The organism is Gryllotalpicola sp. CP2-P1 (genome assembly GCF_057512245.1).
The window spans coordinates 19,134-40,539 of record NZ_JBLRDT010000002.1 but is presented as its reverse complement, the minus strand read 5'-3'; the positions used below and the strand labels follow the sequence as shown (position 1 = coordinate 40,539).

General features: G+C 66.5%; 23 protein-coding genes. 15 read left to right on the top strand and 8 right to left on the bottom strand.

Going from position 1 to position 21,406, the window contains the following annotated elements:
* The first annotated feature begins 137 nt into the window (after window positions 1-137).
* Complete coding sequence (locus ACM2XV_RS00525) at window positions 138-2,924, top strand: helix-turn-helix transcriptional regulator (RefSeq protein WP_487025624.1); 2,787 nt, start codon at window positions 138-140, stop codon at window positions 2,922-2,924.
* On the opposite strand, the gene ACM2XV_RS00520 is transcribed toward ACM2XV_RS00525, so the two are convergent.
* Window positions 2,921-3,118 (bottom strand): hypothetical protein, encoded by a 198-nt coding sequence (locus ACM2XV_RS00520; RefSeq protein WP_487025623.1) that lies wholly within the window; start codon window positions 3,116-3,118, stop codon window positions 2,921-2,923. The two genes, ACM2XV_RS00525 and ACM2XV_RS00520, sit on opposite strands and share 4 nt — an antisense overlap.
* A gap of 358 nt (window positions 3,119-3,476) precedes the next feature.
* On the opposite strand from ACM2XV_RS00520, the gene ACM2XV_RS00515 reads away from it, so the two are divergent.
* Together ACM2XV_RS00515 and ACM2XV_RS00510 are read left to right on the top strand one after the other, a co-directional pair.
* Window positions 3,477-4,469 (top strand): LLM class flavin-dependent oxidoreductase, encoded by a 993-nt coding sequence (locus ACM2XV_RS00515; protein WP_487025622.1) that lies wholly within the window; start codon window positions 3,477-3,479, stop codon window positions 4,467-4,469.
* Window positions 4,470-4,541: 72 nt separating this feature from the next.
* Window positions 4,542-5,897: an MFS transporter gene (locus ACM2XV_RS00510; protein WP_487025621.1), complete on the top strand. Its 1,356-nt coding sequence runs from the start codon at window positions 4,542-4,544 to the stop codon at window positions 5,895-5,897.
* On the opposite strand, the gene nicT is transcribed toward ACM2XV_RS00510, so the two are convergent.
* Window positions 5,863-6,978: a Nickel transporter NicT gene (nicT, locus tag ACM2XV_RS00505; RefSeq protein ID WP_487025620.1), complete on the bottom strand. Its 1,116-nt coding sequence runs from the start codon at window positions 6,976-6,978 to the stop codon at window positions 5,863-5,865. The genes ACM2XV_RS00510 and nicT overlap by 35 nt on opposite strands.
* A 25-nt stretch (window positions 6,979-7,003) precedes the next feature.
* A complete protein-coding gene (locus tag ACM2XV_RS00500; protein WP_487025619.1) occupies window positions 7,004-8,023 on the bottom strand; it encodes a DUF4331 family protein in 1,020 nt (339 codons plus the stop codon).
* Between the two features lie 166 nt (window positions 8,024-8,189).
* Between ACM2XV_RS00500 and ACM2XV_RS00495 the strand changes: the two genes are divergently transcribed.
* On the top strand, window positions 8,190-8,864 hold the full coding sequence (locus tag ACM2XV_RS00495) for a response regulator transcription factor (protein WP_487025618.1): 675 nt from the start codon (window positions 8,190-8,192) through the stop codon (window positions 8,862-8,864).
* On the opposite strand, the gene ACM2XV_RS00490 is transcribed toward ACM2XV_RS00495, so the two are convergent.
* Both ACM2XV_RS00490 and ACM2XV_RS00485 read right to left on the bottom strand, forming a co-directional pair.
* Window positions 8,845-9,201: a response regulator gene (locus ACM2XV_RS00490; RefSeq protein WP_487025617.1), complete on the bottom strand. Its 357-nt coding sequence runs from the start codon at window positions 9,199-9,201 to the stop codon at window positions 8,845-8,847. The two genes, ACM2XV_RS00495 and ACM2XV_RS00490, sit on opposite strands and share 20 nt — an antisense overlap.
* 61 nt (window positions 9,202-9,262) lie before the next feature.
* On the bottom strand, window positions 9,263-10,315 hold the full coding sequence (locus ACM2XV_RS00485) for a PAS domain-containing sensor histidine kinase (protein ID WP_487025616.1): 1,053 nt from the start codon (window positions 10,313-10,315) through the stop codon (window positions 9,263-9,265).
* Window positions 10,316-10,862: 547 nt separating this feature from the next.
* Here ACM2XV_RS00485 and ACM2XV_RS00480 point away from each other — a divergent pair.
* Together ACM2XV_RS00480 and ACM2XV_RS00475 are read left to right on the top strand one after the other, a co-directional pair.
* The gene (locus ACM2XV_RS00480; RefSeq protein ID WP_487025615.1) at window positions 10,863-11,201 is read left to right on the top strand and encodes a nuclear transport factor 2 family protein; all 339 of its coding nucleotides are present in this window, start codon (window positions 10,863-10,865) and stop codon (window positions 11,199-11,201) included.
* 31 nt (window positions 11,202-11,232) lie between these two features.
* Window positions 11,233-11,598 (top strand): nuclear transport factor 2 family protein, encoded by a 366-nt coding sequence (locus ACM2XV_RS00475; RefSeq protein ID WP_487025614.1) that lies wholly within the window; start codon window positions 11,233-11,235, stop codon window positions 11,596-11,598.
* A 23-nt stretch (window positions 11,599-11,621) separates the two neighbouring features.
* Here the strand turns inward: ACM2XV_RS00475 and ACM2XV_RS00470 are convergent, their stop codons facing one another.
* Window positions 11,622-12,011, bottom strand: a complete 390-nt coding sequence (locus ACM2XV_RS00470) for a nuclear transport factor 2 family protein (RefSeq protein ID WP_487025613.1) — start codon at window positions 12,009-12,011, stop codon at window positions 11,622-11,624.
* Between the two features lie 225 nt (window positions 12,012-12,236).
* On the opposite strand from ACM2XV_RS00470, the gene ACM2XV_RS00465 reads away from it, so the two are divergent.
* The 4 genes from ACM2XV_RS00465 (at window position 12,237) to ACM2XV_RS00450 (ending at window position 15,527) form a co-directional block, all read left to right on the top strand.
* Window positions 12,237-13,424, top strand: coding sequence for an NAD-dependent formate dehydrogenase (locus ACM2XV_RS00465; protein ID WP_487025612.1), 1,188 nt, complete (start codon window positions 12,237-12,239; stop codon window positions 13,422-13,424).
* Between the two features lie 29 nt (window positions 13,425-13,453).
* Window positions 13,454-14,431 carry a PrsW family intramembrane metalloprotease gene (locus tag ACM2XV_RS00460; protein ID WP_487025611.1) on the top strand — a complete coding sequence of 326 codons (978 nt, stop codon included), beginning with the start codon at window positions 13,454-13,456 and terminating at the stop codon, window positions 14,429-14,431.
* Window positions 14,428-14,913 carry a hypothetical protein gene (locus ACM2XV_RS00455; RefSeq protein WP_487025610.1) on the top strand — a complete coding sequence of 162 codons (486 nt, stop codon included), beginning with the start codon at window positions 14,428-14,430 and terminating at the stop codon, window positions 14,911-14,913. The genes ACM2XV_RS00460 and ACM2XV_RS00455 overlap by 4 nt, the downstream gene beginning before the upstream one ends.
* Window positions 14,914-15,014: 101 nt before the next feature.
* Window positions 15,015-15,527 (top strand): GNAT family N-acetyltransferase, encoded by a 513-nt coding sequence (locus ACM2XV_RS00450; protein WP_487025609.1) that lies wholly within the window; start codon window positions 15,015-15,017, stop codon window positions 15,525-15,527.
* 130 nt (window positions 15,528-15,657) lie between these two features.
* On the opposite strand, the gene ACM2XV_RS00445 is transcribed toward ACM2XV_RS00450, so the two are convergent.
* Window positions 15,658-16,479, bottom strand: a complete 822-nt coding sequence (locus tag ACM2XV_RS00445; protein ID WP_487025608.1) for an alpha/beta fold hydrolase — start codon at window positions 16,477-16,479, stop codon at window positions 15,658-15,660.
* A 255-nt stretch (window positions 16,480-16,734) separates the two neighbouring features.
* Here ACM2XV_RS00445 and ACM2XV_RS00440 point away from each other — a divergent pair, with 255 nt between their 5' ends.
* On the top strand, window positions 16,735-17,499 hold the full coding sequence (locus ACM2XV_RS00440) for an aquaporin (RefSeq protein ID WP_487025607.1): 765 nt from the start codon (window positions 16,735-16,737) through the stop codon (window positions 17,497-17,499).
* A 9-nt stretch (window positions 17,500-17,508) separates the two neighbouring features.
* The gene (locus ACM2XV_RS00435) at window positions 17,509-18,009 is read left to right on the top strand and encodes a DUF302 domain-containing protein (RefSeq protein ID WP_487025606.1); all 501 of its coding nucleotides are present in this window, start codon (window positions 17,509-17,511) and stop codon (window positions 18,007-18,009) included.
* Between the two features lie 56 nt (window positions 18,010-18,065).
* Here the strand turns inward: ACM2XV_RS00435 and ACM2XV_RS00430 are convergent, their stop codons facing one another.
* Window positions 18,066-18,926: a 3-hydroxyacyl-CoA dehydrogenase family protein gene (locus ACM2XV_RS00430; RefSeq protein WP_487025605.1), complete on the bottom strand. Its 861-nt coding sequence runs from the start codon at window positions 18,924-18,926 to the stop codon at window positions 18,066-18,068.
* 67 nt (window positions 18,927-18,993) lie between these two features.
* Here ACM2XV_RS00430 and ACM2XV_RS00425 point away from each other — a divergent pair, with 67 nt between their 5' ends.
* From ACM2XV_RS00425 to ACM2XV_RS00415, 3 genes are read left to right on the top strand one after another with little or no spacing between them, the layout of a single operon-like run.
* A complete protein-coding gene (locus ACM2XV_RS00425; protein WP_487025604.1) occupies window positions 18,994-19,614 on the top strand; it encodes a TetR/AcrR family transcriptional regulator in 621 nt (206 codons plus the stop codon).
* Between the two features lie 29 nt (window positions 19,615-19,643).
* Window positions 19,644-20,558, top strand: coding sequence for an SMP-30/gluconolactonase/LRE family protein (locus tag ACM2XV_RS00420; protein ID WP_487025603.1), 915 nt, complete (start codon window positions 19,644-19,646; stop codon window positions 20,556-20,558).
* A 27-nt stretch (window positions 20,559-20,585) separates the two neighbouring features.
* Window positions 20,586-21,308: a hypothetical protein gene (locus ACM2XV_RS00415; protein WP_487025602.1), complete on the top strand. Its 723-nt coding sequence runs from the start codon at window positions 20,586-20,588 to the stop codon at window positions 21,306-21,308.
* Window positions 21,309-21,406 lie beyond the last annotated feature (98 nt).

Below are 21,406 nucleotides of genomic sequence, written 5' to 3'. Positions count from 1 at the left end.
GATTGTCACAGTATGGACCATCTGACTCCTGAATCCGAATTCAGGAGTAACATCGTTGTTATAACGTGAATCCACCTCACGTAGCGATGTGCGGCGTCGGCTCCGCCGCCTCGGGATTCACAGACAGAAGAGAAGCGATGGTGACCACATACAGAGGTCCTGGACCCGGACAGGAACTCATCGGCCGCGACGCGGAGATGTCCGCGCTGCGCACCTTCATCGATGACGCCGCCGTCAACGGCGGCTCGCACCTAATCGTCGGAGAGGCGGGCGTCGGCAAGACCACTCTGCTGAGAGCAGCCGCAGAATACGCGCGCGAGAGCGGACTGCGAACCGTGAGGACGTCAGGTGTCCAGTTCGAGGCGGAAATCAGCTTCGCTGCCCTCAACCAGACGTTGATGCCTCTCCTCGACGAACTCACTGCGCTCCCGCAGACCCTCCAAGAGGCGCTCACCGTCGCTCTCGGGCTCGGAGCCGGTCCCGCTCCCAGCCAGCTCATGGTGTGCAACGCCGCGCTCGCGCTTCTGACGCGTGCCGCGGAGAGACAACCGGTGATGCTGATCGTCGACGACCTGCCGTGGGTCGACCGGTCCAGCGCCGCCATCCTCGCCTTCGTCGCGCGACGGCTCGCCGGAACACACGTGGTGTTTCTCGCGTCCTTCCGCAGCGGTGAAGCCAGCTACTTCGAGCGAAGCGGGTTGGATGAGACGGTCGTCCATCCGCTCTCTCAGGACGCCGCGGAACAGCTTGTCCGCAGCAGGCACCCTGAGATGCTGCCCCGTGTGAAGCAGCGCCTCCTCGAGGAGTCGGCAGGCAATCCCCTCGCCCTCCTCGAACTGGCGGAGGTGGTGGCGGCAAGGCCCACCTTGACCGACGGGCAGGCTCTTCCTCTGACCTCGCGAATCGAATCCACTTTCGCGTTCCGCATCGCCGAACTGGAGAACTCGACGGAGCGGGCTCTTCTGACTGTCGCGCTGGACGGGCGGGATAACCTGCGCGAACTCTCGAAGGCCGGCCTTCAGCTCTCCGACCTCGCGCCTGCCGAGCGCGTCGGCCTAGTGACGGTCGACCTGGAGACCGGCACCGTCCGCTTCAACCACCCGCTGATGCGTTCGGCCGTCGTCCAGCGCTCGACCAGCGAGGAGATGCGCGAGGTCCACCGAGCGATAGCCCGTCACCTGGAAGATGATCCGGAAAGGCAGGCGTGGCATCTGGCCGCAGCGGCGGTCGAGCCGGACGAAGCGATTGCGAGCCGCCTGGAGGCTGCCGGCCGGCGGGCTCTGCAGCGAGGGGACGCGACCCGGGCCATCAGCGCGCTGACACGCTCCGCGCAATTGAGCCCGAACCCCCGCGACGAGGCCCGCCGCCTGGCGGAGGCCGCCTACCTCGGAGCCGATATCACCGGAGAGCTCGTCAACGCATCCAAGCTGCTCGATGACGCGCGCCGCGCCGATCCCAACCTGACGGCATCCCTCCACGCTGCTGCTGCCGCCGCGTACATGATCGTCAACGGCGACGGCACTGTCGATACCGCTTTCCAGCTGTTGTTGGGAGCGATCGAGACCGGCGACCACGGCTGGCGCGGCGACAACGACGAGCTCGCTGAAGCGCTCAGTACCCTGCTCCTATTGTGCTGGTGGGCAGGGCGCGAAGACTACTGGGAGCGGTTCTACGCGGCCGTCGGGAGGTTGCGGCCAGAGCCCGCTGAGCTCCTACTTGTGCAGAGCCGCGTCTTCCCCGACACCGCCAGAAGCACGCCCGAGGATCGGGAGCATCTGCGCGAGCTGATCGCAAAGCAGCGCGAGGAGTTCGAGCCAAACCGGATCATCCGAGTCAACACCAGTTCGGTGTACGCGGATCTGCTCTATGGCTGCCGGCCGAGTGCGTGGAGGCTAGTCGAGGACGGGCGGCACGGCGGCGCCGTCCGCTCCAGCCTCGGCGCCTACATGCACCTGTGCCTCGACGACTACTCCTCCGGCCGCTGGCAGGAGGGCCAGCAGCTCGCTGACGAGGCAATCACCGTGTGCCGTGAACATGGCTACAACTTCATCATCTGGTACTTCCTCCTTCATGAGGCCCTGTTCGCCGCCGGGCGTGGCGAGGTCGCCGCAGCGTACGAGTGGGCGGACGAGCTCAGCCGTGTCGCTGCGCTGCGCAACGCGAAGGGGACGGAGCGGATCGGATTCCATGCCCGCACGGTTGCGGCCGTGGCAGCGGGAGACTGGGAGAGCGCCTACCGGTTCGCAACGCAGATGAGTCCGGCCGGAGAGCTGGCGCGCTACTCCCCGCACGCCATGTGGGTCGCCTTCGACCTCGTCGAGGCTGCAATGCGCACCGGCCGTGAGGACGAGGCACGAGCGCATGCACGGGCCCTGGTGGCCGCGGACGTCGCTGCGATCTCCCCACGCATGAGGCTGGTCAGCCTGGGAGTGCAGGCGCTCGTCACGGAAGGCGAGGAGGCATTCGGGCTGTTCGAGGATGCCGTACGCACTCCCGGAGCCGGTCGCTTCCCGTTCGACCTCGCACGCGTGCAGCTCGCGTACGGAGAGCGCCTGCGGCGCAATCTCAACTCCGTCCGAGCACGAGAGGTGCTTCACGAAGCGCTCGCAGCCTTCGAGAGCATGGGCGCCGTCCCGTGGGCCAATCGCACCAAGGACGAGCTCCGTGCCGCGCGCGACCCGAACTCGCGGGCACTCCTCACTCCCGATGCGATCCAGCTCACACCGCAGGAGCAGGCGATCGCCGAGCTCGCGGCCGAAGGAATGAGCAACAAGCAGATCGCTGAGCGGCTCTATCTCTCGCCCCGGACGGTGAGCGGCCACCTCTACCGCGTCTTCCCCAAGCTCGGCATCACCAGCCGAGCGGCATTGCGCGATGCCCTGCTGACGGTCGCAGATCCACGCGAAGCCGACTCCCCCCGTTAGATCGAGAGGCCGTCGGCGATCGACAGCGGGTTACCCCACGGGTCGAGTGAACGCTGCGGATCGCTGAGGGAGGCGCGCAACTCGGCTGGGGCGTAGTACTCCATCGCGCCCGGACCGCCGATCAGCACGGCGGTGCACGAGGGGCCAAAGCTGAGGAGCACGCTCGTCAGGTCGCCAGTGACCGCCGATGCCACGACGGAAGCATGGAAGCGCGTGCACCACCAGTCGACACCGGCTCCCGTGTCGGGGACTCGGATGACCGTCGCCAGCGGATCCGGGCGTCGTCCGCGGCCTGCCGAAGGCTGCCTTCCCGCGGGCGGACGGACGGAGAAGAGACCGAGCACTCGTTGCGTCACTTGCCTGCCGAACATCAGCCGCACCTCCCGAATCAGGGCATGGGACCACGATCCCCCAGGCTGCTCCTCCTGCGCTTCCGTCGTTTGACTCCACCCGGCGCGACCGCTGGTCGGCCGCGAATAGGGTCATCCGTCTCAAGAGGCGCTGCCGTCGGCAGGGCCATGATTCAAGACACGAGCGACAAGGAGGTACCGGGTGACGATCGAACTCGGCGTGTTCGGATTCGGCGAAGTGACCAACGACCCCGACCACCCGGGAGGCACCGCGAGGGTCGCCCGCGGTCTGCGCGAGCTGGGCGAACTCGCGGCCAAAGCCGATGAGGTCGGCCTGGACGTATTCGGTCTCGGCGAGCATCACCGGGAAGAGTTCGCCATCTCTGCGCCGGCCGTGGTGCTGGCCTCCATCGCCGAGCGGACGAGCAGAATCCGCCTGGTCAGCGTGCTCACCGTACTGGCCGCGGACGACCCGGTGCGGGTGCTGGAACAGTTCGCGACCGTCGACGCCATCTCCGCGGGTCGCGTCGACCTCATGGTCGGGCGTGATTCGTTCCCCGAGGCGTTCTCACTGTTCGGGCACCGGCTCACGGACGATGAGTGGCTGTTCGACGAGAAGCTGCGCCTGCTGCTGCAGCTCAGGCGGGAGGCTCGCGTCACCTGGTCCGGCGACTCCCGACCTGCTCTACACGACGCTCGGGTGGTCCCCCGCCCCGTTGGGAGGCTCCCCATCGGTGTGACGTCCGGGCGCTCGCCGCGCCCGGTGGAGCTGGCGGCCGAGCTCGGCATTCCGGTGGCGCTGTTGATGCACGCCGGCACGTGGGAGTCGTACCGACCGTTGGCGGACCTCTACCGACAGATGTTCCGACCGCCCGAGGGCGAACGCGTCTCGCCGCGCCTCGAGGCGCTCGTCCCGGGACACATCGCGGTCAGCAAACGGAAGGCCCAGGAGGATGCGCAGCGGTCCGTCGCTCTACCGGGCCGCCCGGTGCCCCCGACGGCGATCGTGGGAAGCCCGGACGATGCTGTGGCGCAGCTTGTCCGCCTGTACGACGCGCTGCGTCCCCAACGAATCCTCGTCTCGATCGGCCGCGGGCGGGTGACGCACACGGAGGCGCTGGCGAGCGTGGAGCTGTTCGGCCGCGAAGTGGCGCCGGCCGTGCGACAGATCGTGGCTGCGAGATCGACGGGCTGACCCGTCGTTTCAGCTCGGCTCTGGCGGCCGACCGCCAGAATTCAGCACAATACCCTCACCCGAGGAGGTCAGATGTCAGCGATGGAAGGCAACCCTCGATCTCGTGTCATCGTCGCGTCGCTGGTCGGCACGAGCATCGAGTTCTACGACTTCTACATCTACGGGACCGCGGCTGTCCTGGTGTTCCCCGCTCTGTTCTTTCCCAACGAGAGCCCGGTGGCCGCGCAGCTCGCGTCGCTGATCACGTTCGCCCTGGCGTTCATCGCCCGCCCCATCGGGTCCGTCGTGTTCGGGCATTTCGGGGACCGGATCGGCCGCAAGCGGACGCTCGTCGTCTCGCTCCTGATCATGGGGACTGCGACGGTGCTGATCGGGTGCCTTCCGACGTACGACGCCATCGGAGCGTGGGCGCCGTTGGCGCTGGCCGTCCTCCGGTTCGCCCAGGGTGTCGGGTTGGGCGGGGAGTGGAGCGGGGCGGCGTTGCTCGCCGTGGAGAACGCCCCGGCACGGCTCCGCGGGCGTTACGGCAGCTTTCCGCAACTCGGAGCGCCGATCGGGTTCATCCTCGCCAACGGCGCCTTCCTCCTCCTCGCGGCCGCCATGCCGGCCCGGGCCGGTGAAACGGCGCCCGTGGAGTTTCTGGCCTTCGGCTGGAGGATCCCGTTCCTGGCGAGCGCCGTCCTCGTCCTCGTAGGTCTCTATGTCCGGGTCCGTCTCGTGGAGACTCCGGTATTCGCCGCGCTCGTCGAATCAGGAGGGACGGTGCGCATCCCTGTCGGGCGTGTCTTCCGCCGCAACGCGCGCCAGCTGGTCCTGGGGACATTCGCCTGTGTGGCGACGTACGTTCTCTTCTACCTGCTAACGACCTTCACCCTCGCCTACGGGACGGCCCCGGCCATGCCCGCCGCCGGCGACAAGGCGGGACTCGGGTTCCAGCGCCCCGAGTTCCTTGCGCTCCTGCTCGTGAGCGTCGTCTTCTTCGGCATCGCGATCCTGATCGCGGGTCGGCTCGCGGACAGATACGGGCGGCGGTCGTCGCTACTGCCGATCACCGTGGGAATACTGGTGTACGGCCTGCTGTTCGAGCCCTGGTTCGGAGTGACCGGGACGCCGGCGGCGACCTTGACGTTCCTGGTCGCGGGTTTCATCCTGATGGGGCTCACCTACGGGCCGATGGGGGCGCTGCTTCCAGAGCTCTTCCCTCCGGAGGTGCGATACACCGGGTCTGCCATCGTGTACAACCTCGGGAGCGTGCTCGGGGCCTCTTTCGCCCCGGCGATCGCGCTGGCCCTGTGGCAGCCGGACGGCGACATCAGCGGCGTGGGCATGTACCTGGCTGCTGCCGCCGCGGTCAGCCTCATCGCTCTCGCGCTCATTCCGGAGACGCGGAGGCTCACAACGAGTGAGCAGGCCCTCCTCCCTCGCTGACTCGTTCAGTTTCAGAACCGCCACGCGTCCGCAGTCGCCACATGACAACGGCGGACAGCCACGCCACCACGAACACCGCCACGATGGCGAAGCCAAGAGCGTTCAGATCGAGGCCACTGGCCCAGCTCCACACCCCTCCTTGCAGTCGCAGGCTCTCACCGAGCAAGCCGACCAGCTCGATCGTCCCCACGATGAACGCGACGCCGACCGAGAGCGTCGTGACACCCAGGTTGTACATCATCCGGCGACCCGGCTTCGCGAACGCCCAGCCGTACGCGAACCGCATCAGCAGTCCGTCCGCCGTGTCGAGCAGAGACATGCCGGCAGCGAACAGGAGAGGCAATGCCAGCAAGGTGTACCAGGGCAGCCCGGAGGCCGCTGTCGTCGCCGCCAGGACGAGCAGACCGATCTCAGTCGCGGTGTCGAAGCCGAAGCCGAAGAGCACGCCGAGCGGGTACATCTGGCCCGGTCGGCGCACCGAGTGCATGGCCGCTCCGAAGACTCGCGCCAGTGGACCGGTTGCGAGCGCCTTCTCGTCGGCCTCGAGCGGGCTGAGCCGCCCGGCACGGACGTCGCGGTATCGCCGCACGGCGCCGAGGAGCATGACAAGGTTGATCGCCGCAATCACATAGAGGAACAATCCGGAGACGGATGTGCCGATCAAGCCGGTGACCTGGTGGAGCGTCGAACCCTGATCCTCGATCGGTCCGGCGAGCGCCCGGGCGCCGAGCGCGAGGGCCACCGTCAGGGCGAGGACGACGCTGGAGTGGCCCAACGAGAACCAGAAGCCGACCGACACCGGCTTCCCGCCGTCGCCTACCAGCTTCCTCGTCGTGTTATCGATGGCCGCGATGTGGTCCGCGTCGAAGGCATGGCGGAGCCCGAGCGTGTACGCCGTGATGGCGATCCCGATGCCGAGCGGCGAGGCGGTGGAGCCGGGAGCGTGCGAACCGGCGAGCAGCAGCAGACCACCGGCATGGAGGGCGACGATCGTGATCGCCATCCCCGCGATCCGCCATCTCTGGCGGGCGGGGGCGGCCGGGTCGAGCCCGGCCGCCCTCAGGGAGGAGAGGGTGCTCATCGCGTTCCTCCTGTCGCCGGGCCGGCTACTCGGCGACCACCGGAACGTACGGGAACACGTCCGTCGGCTTCGGGTCCACCGACTCGCGGCCGATGCCGAGGCTCACCGGGGTGTTCGCCGCCAGGGAGAACATCGCATTCGGCGCGTTGTCGATGAGGGACCGGCCGTTCCACCCGTTGAAGCTGAAGGCGGCCGGGGTGCCGACGGTGTACGGCATGACATTCGGCAGGAAGCGGTGAGCGATGGCGAGACCGTAGGCGTCCGGGTCGACGGCCGTGCCATACGCCCGCACGACGCCGGCGATCTCCGCCGCGACCGTCTCGCCCCAGGTGGCGAAGTCGTCGGCGGGGCGCCCAGCGTTGAGGTCGTCGCCCAGCTTCTCGTTGTACTGGGTGAACAGCGGGTGGATCATCGGGAGGCCGAAGCGGTTGATCGGCCGCCAGCCGCCGGCGTCCGTCTGCAGGCTGGCGAGCGACCACACGTTGATCCGCTCCGCCGGGATCTCCGCGTCCGGCAGCTCGAGGACGATCGCGTACAGGGTGGTGCCCGCGAAGTGGTTGACGGCGTCGCCCGGGGTCCAATCGCCGAGGTCGATGGTCGTCCCGTCCTGGAACGCGTGGCCGACCGCGTGGAGCACGGTCGGTTCGATCCAGAAGGGGTCCCCGGCCTTCCCGGTCCACACGCGGACCCCGTCGGAGCCGGTGACCTCCTCGCCCTGGACGCCCTGGGCGATGACCTGCCCATCGGCGAAGTCGTTCGCTGCCTCGGGACCCGTCAGCTTCCGCAGTACGAAGCGCTGCTTACCCGCGGCGTCCCGCTCGTCGAAGACGAAGCGGTAGGTGACGTCCTCGACGTGGTCGCCGTCGGTGTCGATCTTGAACTCGTACTTGCCCTCGGGGTGGAACCCCGGAACGGCGGGCTCACCGAGCGAGTGGGACACATCCATCACAAGGGCGGTGCCGGTCTCGCCCCGGAACACGTACATGTCGGTGATGTCCAGGCGCACGTCCTGTCGTGCGAGGGGGGAGTCGAGGTGGTGGGACATGGTGGGTCCTCTTTCTGATGGTCGCGGTTGACATCGCCCCAGCGGGGCAGTCCCAGTCTTCGAGGGCCACCGCCGCGGGTCTGTAGCGCGATCTCCAGATCTTCCGCGGGCCGCCCCCGGAAGATTGTGGGGGTATCCCTACATGTGATCTCAGTAGCCTGGTCAGGTGACGGACGTGACAACACCGACAGTCGTCGTGGCGGAGGATCAGTACTTCGTCCGCGAAGGCATCGTCCGGCTGCTGGAGCGCGCCGGCTTCGCCGTGGTGGGCACTGCGGACACAGCGCCCGAACTGCTGCGGGTGGTCGAGCAGGCGCTCCCGGACGTCGTCATCACGGACATCAAGATGCCCCCCGGGCTCGAAGATGACGGGCTGCGTGCCGCGCAGGCGATCCGCACACGGCATCCACAGATGGGTGTCGTGGTGCTGTCACAATTCCTCGACGACCGGTTCGTGCTGGAGCTGGTCGGCGATCGCGCCGGCGGGGTCGGGTACCTACTGAAGGAGAAGGTCGCGAACCCGGGAGTCGTCGTCGACGCCGTCAACCGGGTCGCAGCCGGTGAGTCGGCGCTGGACCCGGACGTGATCGGGCTTCTCGTCGGGCGTAAGCGCGTCGCCGGTCCGTTGGACCAACTGACTCCACGCGAAAGGGACGTGCTGGCGCTGATGGCTGAGGGGCGCTCGAACGGCGGCATCGCCGAGGCGCTGTTCGTGACAGTGCCGGCGGTCGAGCGGCACATCACCGGGATCTTCACCAAACTGCAGCTGCAGGAAGCCGACGCCGCACAGCACAAGCGAGTCGTCGCAGTACTTCGCTACCTCAAGGCCACAACAGGCTAGTCAGGTCCGTCGTCGCCAGTCGTTCCTTCGGCAGGAACGCCGTCACTCCAGCGGTCGCGAGTTCACTCTCCGAAGGGACGCGTTCGCCGGCGCTGGTGAGGAGTATCCGCGCGTCCGGGCTGACGCGATGGATGCTCGGGCTCGCGGTCAGGCCGTCGCTGTCCGGCATCTGCAGGTCGAGAAGCACGGCGTCAGGGTTGCGTTCCGCGATCGCGGTCAAGCCGGAGGAGAGGTCGCCTGCTTGCGCCAGAACGGTGAAACCTCGTGCGGCCAGGAGTGAGCAGGCCACCGCACGGAAGGCGGGATCATCGTCCACGATCACGATGCTGAGCGACATGGAACACAACTATGCCTGCCGCCCGACTGCACTGAAATGGGGGCAACCCCACAACCTTCCGTCAGCCAAGCGGAACCGTCACCCGCAACGTCGTCCCGCCTCCTCGCGGGGACGTCACCGTCAGACGTCCGCCGAGCGCCGTGACGCGGTCGCGCATCCCCGTGAGCCCGGTGCCGGCACGCCGTGCGTCGACACCGCCGACACCGTCATCTGCGACGGTCAATTCCAGTGCGCGGTCCGCTCGCGCAACGACGTCGATGCGCGAGGGCGCGGCATGCTTGGTGGCGTTGGTGAGGGCTTCGCTGACGATGAAGTACGCGTGTGCCTCCACGGCGGGGTCGAGTCGGCGCTCGAGGCGCACATCGGTCACCACGGGGATCGCGCAACGCATGGCGAGCGAGTCGATCGCCGCGGGAAGGCCGCCTGATGCCAACGTCGCCGGATACATTCCGGCGGCGAGCTCCCGGAGTTCGTCGATCGCCGCCTTCGTCTCCGCCGAAGCATGTTTGAGCAGCGCCGTCGCGTCGTCCGGTGCGGTAGCCACCTGCTCGGAGGCGAGTTGCAGAAGGATGGCGAGGCTCACCAGTCTTTGCTGCGCGCCGTCATGGAGATCCTGGGCCGTCCTGCGCCGCACCTCCGCGGTGGCCTCTATGACGCGCCGCTGCGCTTCCCGAGAATCGGCGGCCCGGATCCTCGCCTCTGCGAGTTCGCGTTTCAAGTCTTCAGCGCGGCGGCGCTCGGTGAGGTCGGTGAAGGCGGTGACGACGCCGCGACCCTCCGCGAGCTCGATGGGCGCGGACCACCATGCGATGGGAAAAAGGGTGCCGTCCTTGCGGGCGAACCAATAGTCGTCGCCGCGCTCTTGGACGCCTGTCAGCGCCGGCCGCAGCATCCGGCACTGGTCAGCGGGGAAGGGCGAACCATCCCCATGCGAGTGATGGACCGTCGTGTGGCTGGGCAGGCCGATGAGCTCCGACCCGTCTTCGTATCCGAGGGCGTCGACGGCCGCCCGGTTCGCGAAGAGGATGTCCCCGGCGGCATCGACCACCCACACCGGTTGAGGCACCGCTTCGAGAATGAGGAGCGGGAACTCCTGGAGCGACTCGCCGTGCATATCCGCTCCTCCCGTTCAGTGCGCCGACAAGGGTTGTCTGATCCGATCGTCGCGAACCGGGCGCCACGGGCTCCACGGGAAAATGACCCTATTGACCGCGAGGAGGTTGCGTATCCACGTAGCTTCCCGCCGAGGTGTGCGGCTCCTCCGCGCGGACGAACGTTCCTCGTCCAGGCTCGGTATCGGAGCCGAGTGCGTTGCTCACGTAGTGCCCCCAGCCCTCTGCGGGGTCCGCGCACCGCGTCACATACGAGTTCGGTTCCAGGCCGTTCACGCACCCGTCCAGATTCTGCATCGCGAGCTCCTTTCCGCTGATGTAAGCAAGCGGTTCAAGCGTCGCGGCCGCGGCGGGCGCCGACAATCGGGCCGGCTCCCCGTTTGCGGGAAGCCGTCGTGGGGTATTCCCTACGCCCGACATCTCGAGCGTCTGGTCCCGAGTCATCCGACTCAAGACGTACTCCCTCGGTGCTTGCGAGCCTCGAATGGAGGCGCCATCAACAGTCGACCTGGTCCGCTGCCGAAGGCGTTGATGTCGAAGGAGAGCAAGGTGATTCGCATCCTGTCGCAAACGGTCCCCGGCGCTGTGCTACGGGCAGTGCAAGCAATCATCGAGCGGGACTCTCAGGCGTTTCGAGATTGTCTTCATGCCGACGTGGTCATCGATGACGGGGGACAACTCGTCACCGGTGCTGATGCGGTGAACGGATGGTGCCTCGAACAGTTCCAGCGAACGGTTGTCGCCCTCTCGGACGTGCTGTTCGTGTCCGAGTCACCGAGCCGAACCGCGATGCGCGCTCGCATGCCAGTCGATGGCGGTGAGACGCCCATAACGTTCACATTTGACGACGACGGCGTCCGAATTGTCCGGCTGCAGATCAGCGCATGAGATGGGGGCGGCAAACATGGGATCACGTACGTTGACCGCGATCAAACGCCTCGAGCTGGAACTGATCGTTCGGGATTTCCTTTATGGCATCGAGCATCGGAACTTCGATGAGGTCGCTCAGCTGCTGCACCCTGACGTGACGTTCACGTCCGGACTGGCGAGGGAGATCCACGGGCGGGCGAGCGCCATGCGGGCGTGCCGTTCGCTGTTCGGCGCCACCCTGACCGCTCCGATCCGGGTGCTGCAGGTGCTGGTCACGGACGACGCGGTACTCAGCGAGCAGGAGATGGCGATGCCGGTGGAAGGCGGAGCGGTGGAACCAGTGACCGTGATCAGCTGCTATCGGATCGAGGAGTTCATGATCAAATCCTGGAACCAGCTATACCCGGTGCGCTGAGAGGCACTCGTAACGCCCTCGGATCAACCGTGCAGCTGACGCCAGCTCACGATCTGATATCCGACGACCTCGAACGACGCGAAACCGATCAGCCAGTGAGCGTTGCACGAGGCGTCTATCGATACGCGCACCGCCTCCTCCACGAGGACGACTCGGCCGACGCTGCTCATTGCGACCGCCTGAACTTCGTATACGGGGAAGTTGGCGAACAGCTGCTCGCAGACATGCAGCACTGCTGCCTTGCCCGCCGCCTGTGACGTCGATGAACCGTTGAACCGCACGTCCGGGTGAAGGAACGGGTCCAGAGCGGCGGCATCCCGCATGCTCAGGACTTCGAGAAAGTCACGCACAAGCAGCTCATTCTCGATGCGGGTGATGCCGAGGGAAGCGAGATCGCGGTACCGCTCCGACATGATGCCTCCTTGGTCGCTGTGTCCGTCAGCGTCGAGGCCACGATGCCGAATGTCAGTTGGAAGCGGATCAGTCGGATGACTCGACTGCGATACCCGATCGAGGCAAACGCCCGAAGCGGCACGTTCGAGTCAACTGACGGATTCGCACCGAGGAGCGCCTGCGAAATCGTCGGATAGTGGCTGGCAACGCGCCCGCCCCGCCCACGAAAGGAAGGCGATACCCACATGGTCAAGGTGCTTCTCGTGCTCTACCCGGATCCAGTGACCGGCTATCCACCGGAATACGCAAGGGACCGCATCCCGGCCCTCGCGGGGTATCCAGGCGGCCAGACGCTGCCGAGCCCGTCCGCCATCGACTTCACACCCGGAGAACTCCTCGGCTCCGTCTCAGGCGAACTCGGCCTCCGCAGCTTCCTCGAACGCGCCGGACACCAACTCGTCGTCACCTCCGACAAAGACGGCGCCGACTCCGTCTTCGAACGGGAGCTCCCCACCGCGGACATCGTCATCTCCCAACCGTTCTGGCCCGCGTACCTCACCGCGGAACGGATCCAGAAAGCGCCGAACCTGAAACTCGCGATCACCGCCGGCATCGGCAGCGACCACGTCGACCTGGACGCGGCGATCAGCCGAGGCATCACCGTCGCGGAAGTCACCTACTCCAACAGCATCAGCGTCGCCGAGCACGCCGTCATGCAGATCCTCGCCCTCGTCCGCAACTACCTCCCCGCGCACCAGTGGGTGATCAACGGCGGCTGGAACATCGCCGACAGCGTCCGACGGTCATACGACCTCGAAGGGATGGACGTCGGTGTCATGGCCGCCGGACGCATCGGCCGCGCCGTCCTTGAACGGTTGCACCCATTCGGCGTGCAGCTCCACTACACCGACAAGCACCGACTCCCGGCCGACATCGAACAGCAGCTCAACCTCACCTACCACGACAGCGCCCGCAGCCTCGCCGCCAACGTCGACATCGTCTCCATCCACGCCCCGCTACACCCGGAGACCTACCACCTGTTCAACGACGACGTCCTCAACAGCATGCGCCGCGGCTCCTACATCGTGAACACCGCCCGCGCCGAAATCACCGACCAAGACGCCATCGTCCGCGCGCTCCGCAGCGGACAGCTCGCCGGATACGCCGGCGACGTCTGGTACCCGCAACCACCCGCCGTCGACCACCCCTGGCGGACCATGCCGCACGAAGGGATGACCCCACACATGTCCGGGTCCAGCCTCTCCGCGCAAGCACGCTACGCCGCCGGAACCCGCGAAATCCTCGAAGACTGGCTCATCGGAGAACCCATCCGCGACGAATACCTCATCGTCGACGGCGGGAAACTCGCCGGAACCGGCGCGAAATCGTACACCGCCGACGGTGAAGCAAGCCCCGGAAGCAGCGGACGCTGAGACCGACCAGCACACGGAGGAGGAGAGCAGTGAGCACCCCCAAAGACACCCACCCGCCGGCGGCACCTCCCACCGACGAACACTTCGGAAAGCACCGCAGCCGACGCCACCATGACCACCCGCACCACCACCACGGCTGGTGGTGGAAGACGCTGCTGGTCGGTCTGGCGCTGTGGGTGGTCACCGTCGTCGTGACCACTGTGACGGGCAACTCGAACCTCGTGCCGACCCTGATCCTGGTCGGCAGCTTCCTCGTCCCCTGCACTGTGGTGTTGTTCGTCATCGAACGAGTCACCGGCAATATCAGCACCCTGCAGCTCATCCTCGCGTTCTTCGTCGGCGGCATTTTCGGTGTCCTCGGCGCATCCCTGCTCGAAGCCGACCTGTCGCAGAGCTTCTGGGTTTACGGCGTCGTCGGCTTGATCGAAGAGTTCGTGAAGGGCGTCCTCCTGGTGATCTTCGGCTGGCGGGTGGTGCCGAAGACCGCGAAACAGGGTGCCCTGCTCGGTGCGACCATCGGTGCTGGTTTCGCCGCGTTCGAATCCGCCGGTTACGCATTCAACGCAGCGATCACCTCCCAGGGAATCGACCTGACATCGTTGCTGGAAACCGAGGTCGTCCGAGCCATCCTCGCCCCTGTCGGCCATGTGCTGTGGACGGCCATCCTCGGAGCTGTGATCTTCGGCGTCGCCGCCGGCCGCAAGAGGTTCCGTTGGTCCTGGTGGGTCCTCCTCGCCTACGCAGGCGCAGCGCTTCTCCACGCGCTCTGGGACTCGTCATCAGAGCTGGCCTCCGTCGCCGCTGTGCTCATCAACGGCCGCGCGATCAAAGAGCTCGAAGCAGGGTTCATCCTCGCCCGAACCGCTGAGGCCGTGTCCGCGACAACGACAGTCCTGTACATCGTCGGCATCGCAGTCGTGTCCATCACCGGTGTGCTCACCCTCTGGCTGACATTGCGGCACTACCGCCGCCGGGACAACCGCGTGCAGGTCGAGGAGGCGAAGTGAACAGCGTCGAGTTCCGCCGTCGCAGCACAGCGATCGCCGGCGCCCTCGCGATCGCGGCCGTCCTCACCAGCTGCGACCTCTGGGTTCCGCAGTCGACGAAAACCAACGGGGAAACCTCCGACGGTGTCAGCGGCCAAGTCGGATCCGTGTACGTCGCGAACGCTGTGCTCATCGCTGACGACGACCAAGCGAACCTCGTCGCCTCATTCGTCAACGAAGGCGAGCAGGACATCCACCTTCAGATCTCTCACGGGCAGCCGCAAGCCACCAGCACGGTGAACCTCACCGTCGGAGGCGTCGTCCAGATCGGAGCGGAGAACACCCAGACGGTGATCTTCGACGGCTTCACCGCGGAACCAGGCTCCCTCTACCCGGTGTACTTCACCTACCAGGGCCACACCGGGCTCCGTTTGGACGTCCCCGTCCTCACCGACCAGCAACCGATGTACCGCGACTACGCCCCCGGCGAAGTGCAGAACTGACAACCGGGGGATCGGCGACAGCTGCGGAACGTGCGCAGGCGTCCGATGCGTGGCCTGGCCAATTGACCAGGCCGGTCACACGGCGTGCCAGGCTGGTGCCCATGATCCGTGACCTCGTTCTCCCGGTGAGTCCCGTTGGGGGACGTCCCATCCGGTTGCGTCGGGCCGAGGAGTCCGACCTTGATTCGCTGATCGCCCTTCTAGCGGATGACCGCATCAGCGCAGAACGCGGTGACCTGGCAGCAGAAGGCGACAGGAACGCGTACGAGGAGGCATTCAACGCCATCCGAAGCGACGCCGCGAACGAAATCATCGTCGCCACCACCGAGGCAGAGCAGATCGTAGGTACCCTTCAGCTCACAACGATCCCGGGCATGGCCCGCCGCGGATCGACCAGGCTGCTCGTAGAGGCAGTTCGCGTAGCCAGTTCCGCGCGGTCTCTTGGCATAGGAACATCGATGATGACCTGGGTTCTCCAACAAGCTGCCCCCGCCGTCGGTGCGGATCTGATTCAACTGACCTCAGACGCGCAAACGGTGGACGCTCACCGGTTCTACGAACGGCTCGGGTTCACCGGCTCGCACATCGGCTTCAAGTACCGCGTACACCGGTGATTCAGTCCGCGTTGGTGCGCTGTGCTCGTACCGGCAACAGGGAACGAAAGCTCCAGCAGCTGCGGCGAAGCACCGACACGGCGAAGAGCCGCACCCCAGAAGGAGTGCGGCTCTTCGCTGTTCCCGCGAGCTACTTCCTGATGAATTCGAGGATGTCCTTGTCGAGCTGCTCCTGGTAGGCGCCCCAGATGCCGTGGGAAGCGCCCGGGTACACCTTCAGCGTCCCGTCCTTGACGAGCTTGATCGACTTCTCGGCCGCAGCCGCAATCGGGACGATCTGGTCGTCGTCGCCCTGTGCGATGAAGATCGGGACGTCGATCGACTTCAGGTCCTCGGTCTGGTCGGTCTCGGAGAACGCCTTCACGCAGTCGTACGCGGCGGCGAGGTTCACCAGCATGCCCTGACGCCAGAAGTCGTCGATGAGGCCCTGCGACAGGTTGGCGCCGTCACGGTTGCCGCCGTAGAACGGCACCGCCAGGTCCTCGTAGAACTGCGAACGGTCCTTCAGCACGCCCTCGCGGATAGCGTCGAGGGCCTCGATCGGGGTGCCCTCCGGGTTCGTCTCGGACTTCAGCATGATCGGGGGCACAGCGCCGGCGGTGACCACCTTCGCGACCCGGCCTTTCCCGAACTGCGCCGCGTAGCGTACGACCTCACCGCCACCGGTTGAGTGCCCGACGAGGATGACATCGCGGAGGTCAAGGTGCTCGATCAGCTCGGCGAGGTCCTTCGCGTACTGGGTCATGTCGTTACCGGTGTACGTCTTGGACGAACGGCCGTGACCGCGGCGGTCGTGGGCGATGGTTCGGTAACCCGCGTCGGCGAACACCTTCAGCTCCACCTGCCAGGCGTCAGAGCTCAGCGGCCAGCCGTGGCTGAACACGATCGGCTGACCGGTGCCCTGGTCGGTGTAGTAGATCTCGGTCCCGTCGGTGGTGGTGATGTATGGCATGTGCCTGTTCCTTTCCAGGTGGGGTGTGAATGTGACGGTCTCGCGTCCACCCCACTCTCCGAATCGAGCGGTGACCGACGAATCAGTCAAACGACTCAACCGCGATCGATGCGGTCATTCGATGCAGTCAAATGACCGATTCCGATCCGGGAACCTCGTTGCGATCCTCAACAGTGGCGCCACTACGGGCCGGCCCGCCAACAGGGGCGATCACACCGACACAGCGAGGAACAGATGACCCGAACAACCGCACCCATGACCGCGGTGGCACGTCCGACCGTAGCTGCCCGGCTCACGGCGGAAGCAGCAGGAACCGCCATTCTGGTATTCAGCGTCGTGGGCGCCGCGATCTTCGGAGCCGGGTTCGACCACGGTCACGGGGGTCTGAACCTCGGGTTCTTCGGCGTCGCCTTCGCGCTCGGCGTGAGCGTTCTCATCGGCTCCTACGCGTTCGGACCGATCTCCGGCGGCCACTTCAATCCCGCCGTCACCATCGGGTTTGCCGTCGCCGGCAGGCACCCGTGGCGAGGTGTTCCCGGATACCTGGCGGCGCAACTCGCAGGGGGCCTCATCGGATCGTCGCTAGTGGTCGTCATCGCGGCCGGCGGCCCGGACGGATTCCTCGCCGAAGCGCAAGCCGACGGCTTCGCTTCCACGGGATGGGGGCCTCTGTCGCCCGGCGGTTTCCCGCTCTTGTCCAGTTTTCTCGTCGAGGTCATCACCACCTGCGTCTTCCTGTGGGTGGTCCTCGCGGTAACCGGTGAACGCTCCGACCCGGCAACTGCTCCTGTCGCCATCGGTCTCACCCTGCTTCTCGTTGCCCTGATCGCCATCCCCGTCTCCAACGGGTCTTTCAACCCCGCCCGCAGCATCGCAACAGCGATTTACGGCGGTTCAACCGCGCTCGCGCAGCTCTGGATGAGTGTCGTCGCTCCGCTGGTGGGGGCCGTAATCGCCGGGCTGTCCCACGGGCCGCTCTTCGGCACTCGCCGTCCGGCCGCCGGCCGGTCCGTCAGATAGGAGGAGATCGTGTCACGTCTTTCACGCACCATCGTTTCGCTGGAGCGGATCGAGTTCGTCAGCAGGAGGCCGTTCAAGAGTGTGCTGGATGCTGTGCATGCCGGCCTCGGGCGTCCTGACTTCGCCGCATTCGCCGGACGCATCGCGAGACTGACCGATTGGGACGAGTTCAGGAGGGCCGTGGCCGCTGAGGCGGGTCCCTCCGGGCTGATGGTGTTCCTCGAGCTCGACCTCGGGGGCGTCGTGGGCAAGGACCCGGAGGCGACACCGTTCCGGGAAGTCCGCATCATCGCGGGGAACCCAGTGACGATGGAGTCGATGGTTCGCACTTCTCCCGCGGCCGGCGCGTTCGCCCCCGTGACCATCCTCCTCTTCGAGGCGGCCGACGGTATCCACCTGCGCTACGACACCCTCACCAGCGCGGTGCGTGGCGACCTCTCAGCCGAGGCTGCCGAGCACGCCCGCGATCTGGATGACAGCGTCATCGCCTTGCTCAGCGCGGCAGTGTGAGCGGTAATGCCCCACGTCGCCGACCTGAGCACAGGCCGGCGACGTCGTCCCTACACCTACTGCCCGTAGGTGTAGAAGCCCTCTCCTGACTTCACCCCGAGCTTTCCGGCGTCGACATATCGATGGAGGAGCTCGCGCGGGCCCGTCGGAAGGTGAGGGTTCTCGGCAGCGTAATGCTCCTCGATGTCCAGGACGACGTCGAGGCCGACGCGATCCATCAGACGGAACGGCCCATCGGTGAGCCCCATGTTCGCGACCATAATCGCGTCCACGTCCTCCGAGGTGCTGACGCCCTCGGCGACGACCTCGAGCGACTCACGCTTGATGGCCGCCCAGATCCTGTTGAAGATGAATCCGGTGCTCTCCTTCCGGGCGACGAAGGGCAGCAGATCGAAGTCCTGAAGCCGGGTGGTCAAGAACTCGATGATCGCGGGGTCGGTCTCACCGTCGGACATCAGCTCGACCGCCATGTTCTGAGGCGGCAGTGCGAAGTGCATGTTCAGCACCCGCTCCCGATGCGTCACCTCGTCGACGACCAGCCGTGACGCGTACGACGACGAGTTGGTGGCGAGGATCGCATCGCCGTCGGCTGTCCGATCCAGTTCGCCGAACAGCGGCCGCTTGATCTCCAGCCGCTCGGGGACCGCCTCGATGATCAGCCAGGCGCCCGAGACGGCGGGACCGGCCTCATCATGAGCCGTCACCGTACCGGCCGCGCGCCCCGACTTCCGGGTCAGCGCGGGGACCTGCTCGATGGTGAAGGCGATGGCAGCCTCTCGCTGGGCTGGGTTGGTGTCGACGATGCGCACGTCGCTCCCTCCGGCCGCGAACACGGTGGCGATGCGACGGCCGAGCGTGCCGGCGCCGATGACGACGACGGGGCGTTCATGCGTGCGGGTCGGGAGTGTAAAAGGCATGACAGCCTCCCTTTCGATATAGAATGAATTCAGTATAAACTGTACTGGAATCGAACGGGAGGCGGAAGTGGCCGAAGCGCCGGCGCAGCGGAAGCGATCCAATACGCGCGCCCGGCTGCTCGAATCCGCAGCAGAGCTCTTCGCGGAGCGTGGGACGACGGCAGTCGGAATCGACGACATCTGTCGCAAGGCGGGGTTCACCCGAGGCGCCTTCTACTCGAACTTCGACACCGTCGAAGACGTGTTCTTCGCCGTGTACGAGATGCGTACCGACGACCTGCTCGTCCGGTTGGCGCAGGCGCCGCGCCCCGGCATTGCCGCAGCATCACTGGACGACGCAGTCAGCGCACTCCTCGACGTGATCCCCGCCGACCCCGACTGGTATGCGATACGGGCGAGCTTCGCCGCGCGAGCGCGGGCCCGGCCTGAAATCGCCGAGGGCCTACGGGCGCACGGTGAAGCGCTGCGCAGCGGACTCGAGCCCTTCATCCAGCACACCGTCACGTCGGCAGGGCGTCGGCTCATCATGTCGCCGGCCGACGCGGCACGCGTTGTCATCGCGGCTCACGTCGGGGCAGTGCTGCAGCTTCCGCTTGCCGACGACACCGAGCACGTCCTCCGGCGGAACGCCCTCCGGGCCGCCCTGGCCGGCGTTTCCGAGCCGGATCCGTCCATCTCCATCGATTGACCATTCAGCGAGTAGAAAGAGAGACTCCCATGTCTGACACGGCGCAGCTTTACGCCCTCGACATCATCCGCGGCGGCGTGCATCGCATCGACATCGAGACCGGCGAAGTTGAGGACCTCATCACGGGCATCGATGAGGCACCCGATGGAATCGTCGTCGACGAGGCCGAGGGATTCGTCTACTTCACTCTGATGGGGGTGCCTGACACCCCGCTCACACCGGATCGCGAGCCTCCTTTCACCCACCGCAACGGTTCGATCCAGCGGGTGCCGATGACTGGCGGCGAGGCGGAGATCGTCGTCCCGCGGGGCACGTTCACCACCGGCAAGCAACTCGCCACCGACCCGGCCACCGGCCGCCTGTACTGGACCGACCGTGAGGGTCACGGCGTCTACCGCAGCGAGCGCGACGGGTCCGGCGTGACGCCGCTGGTGCTCACCGCCCACCGTGGGCTTCCCCTGGACGAAGAGGAGTGCGTCGGCATCGCTGTCGACGCCGAGAACGGGTGGCTGTACTGGACCCAGAAGGGCCCGTCCGACGGAGGCAAGGGGCGCATCCTCCGTGCCGCACTGGAGATCCCGGACGGCGAGACCGCCGTCACGCGCGATGACATCGAGGTGCTCTGGGAACGCCTACCGGAGCCGATCGACCTCGACCTCGACCGCGAGAACCAGGTGCTCTACTGGACGGACCGCGGCAACCCGCCCGAGGGGAACACGCTTAACCGGGCGCCGATCCCGGCGCCCGACGCCAGGGGCGAGCAGCCGACCATCGTTGCGTCCGGATTCGGCGAGGCGATCGGCCTGGCGCTCGACCTGCCGGGGCAGGTCGCCTACGTCTCCGACCTCTCTGGTTCTATCCGGGCGGTCGACCTGCGCTCCGGCGCCGTCCGTCTGATCGCCGCCCTGGCAGGTGGCGCCACAGGCATTGCCCTGGCTCGCTAACCGCCACCACGACCGAGAGGATAAACTATGAGTGACCTGCTGGAGACCGCCCTCGTGGCGCACGGCGGGCGTGAGCGCTGGGATCGGGTCGACCACCTGGTCGTCGAGGCTTCCATCACCGGTGCAATGTGGGAGCGGAAGCAACAGGCCGGCGTGCTGAAGAACGTCCGGATCGACGTGGAGGCGCACCAGCCGCACGTCGAGTACCGCCCGTTCACCGGGCACGACCTGGTGGGCGTCTATGACCAGGGAAGCGTCGCCATCACGGACGGACGCGGAGATGTGCTGACGCGCCGAGACCGAGCCCGCGAGTCCTTCGCAGGCCACACCCTGCAGACGCCGTGGGACGAACTGCAGCTCCTCTATTTCGCCGGGTACGCGATCTGGACGTATCTCACGACACCGTTCCTCTTCACCATGAAAGGGTTCACCACCCGTGAGATCTCCCCGTGGGAAGAGAACGGGGAGACCTGGCGACGGCTGGAAGTCACCTTCCCCGCTGAAGTCGAAAGCCACTCGGCTGTGCAGACGTTCTACTTCGGGCCTGACGGGCTGCTCCGCCGCCACGACTATGTGACGGATGTCTCCGGGGGCCGCCTGGTGGCGAACTATGCGACAGAGCCCCGAACCTTCGGCGGCCTCGTCATCCCTACCAAGCGGCGAGCGTACGCAGTCGGCGAGGACAACCTGCCCCTTGACGTCCCAGTCGGGGTCGCGATCGACATCGCCGATGTCGCAGTTCGTCTTTAGCGCGACACCTGCCCCGTGGCCTCCGGACGCCCGGAATGCAGGCCGCGACATGAGGGTTCCGGCCACCATTCATCCAGCTTGGGCAAGTCTTCTGTCGC

Excerpts from the sequence above, each read along its gene's own strand:
- nicT (WP_487025620.1), bottom strand. The coding sequence starts at position 6,978 with ATGAGCACCCTCTCCTCCCTGAGGGCGGCCGGGCTCGACCCGGCCGCC.
- ACM2XV_RS00430 (WP_487025605.1), bottom strand. The coding sequence starts at position 18,926 with ATGCCTTTTACACTCCCGACCCGCACGCATGAACGCCCCGTCGTCGTC.
- ACM2XV_RS00490 (WP_487025617.1), bottom strand. The coding sequence starts at position 9,201 with ATGTCGCTCAGCATCGTGATCGTGGACGATGATCCCGCCTTCCGTGCG.
- ACM2XV_RS00440 (WP_487025607.1), top strand. The coding sequence starts at position 16,735 with ATGACCGCGGTGGCACGTCCGACCGTAGCTGCCCGGCTCACGGCGGAA.
- ACM2XV_RS00525 (WP_487025624.1), top strand. The coding sequence starts at position 138 with ATGGTGACCACATACAGAGGTCCTGGACCCGGACAGGAACTCATCGGC.
- ACM2XV_RS00445 (WP_487025608.1), bottom strand. The coding sequence starts at position 16,479 with ATGCCATACATCACCACCACCGACGGGACCGAGATCTACTACACCGAC.
- ACM2XV_RS00500 (WP_487025619.1), bottom strand. The coding sequence starts at position 8,023 with ATGTCCCACCACCTCGACTCCCCCCTCGCACGACAGGACGTGCGCCTG.
- ACM2XV_RS00470 (WP_487025613.1), bottom strand. The coding sequence starts at position 12,011 with ATGTCGGAGCGGTACCGCGATCTCGCTTCCCTCGGCATCACCCGCATC.
- ACM2XV_RS00510 (WP_487025621.1), top strand. The coding sequence starts at position 4,542 with ATGTCAGCGATGGAAGGCAACCCTCGATCTCGTGTCATCGTCGCGTCG.
- ACM2XV_RS00465 (WP_487025612.1), top strand. The coding sequence starts at position 12,237 with ATGGTCAAGGTGCTTCTCGTGCTCTACCCGGATCCAGTGACCGGCTAT.
- ACM2XV_RS00420 (WP_487025603.1), top strand. The coding sequence starts at position 19,644 with ATGTCTGACACGGCGCAGCTTTACGCCCTCGACATCATCCGCGGCGGC.
- ACM2XV_RS00415 (WP_487025602.1), top strand. The coding sequence starts at position 20,586 with ATGAGTGACCTGCTGGAGACCGCCCTCGTGGCGCACGGCGGGCGTGAG.
- ACM2XV_RS00450 (WP_487025609.1), top strand. The coding sequence starts at position 15,015 with ATGATCCGTGACCTCGTTCTCCCGGTGAGTCCCGTTGGGGGACGTCCC.
- ACM2XV_RS00485 (WP_487025616.1), bottom strand. The coding sequence starts at position 10,315 with ATGCACGGCGAGTCGCTCCAGGAGTTCCCGCTCCTCATTCTCGAAGCG.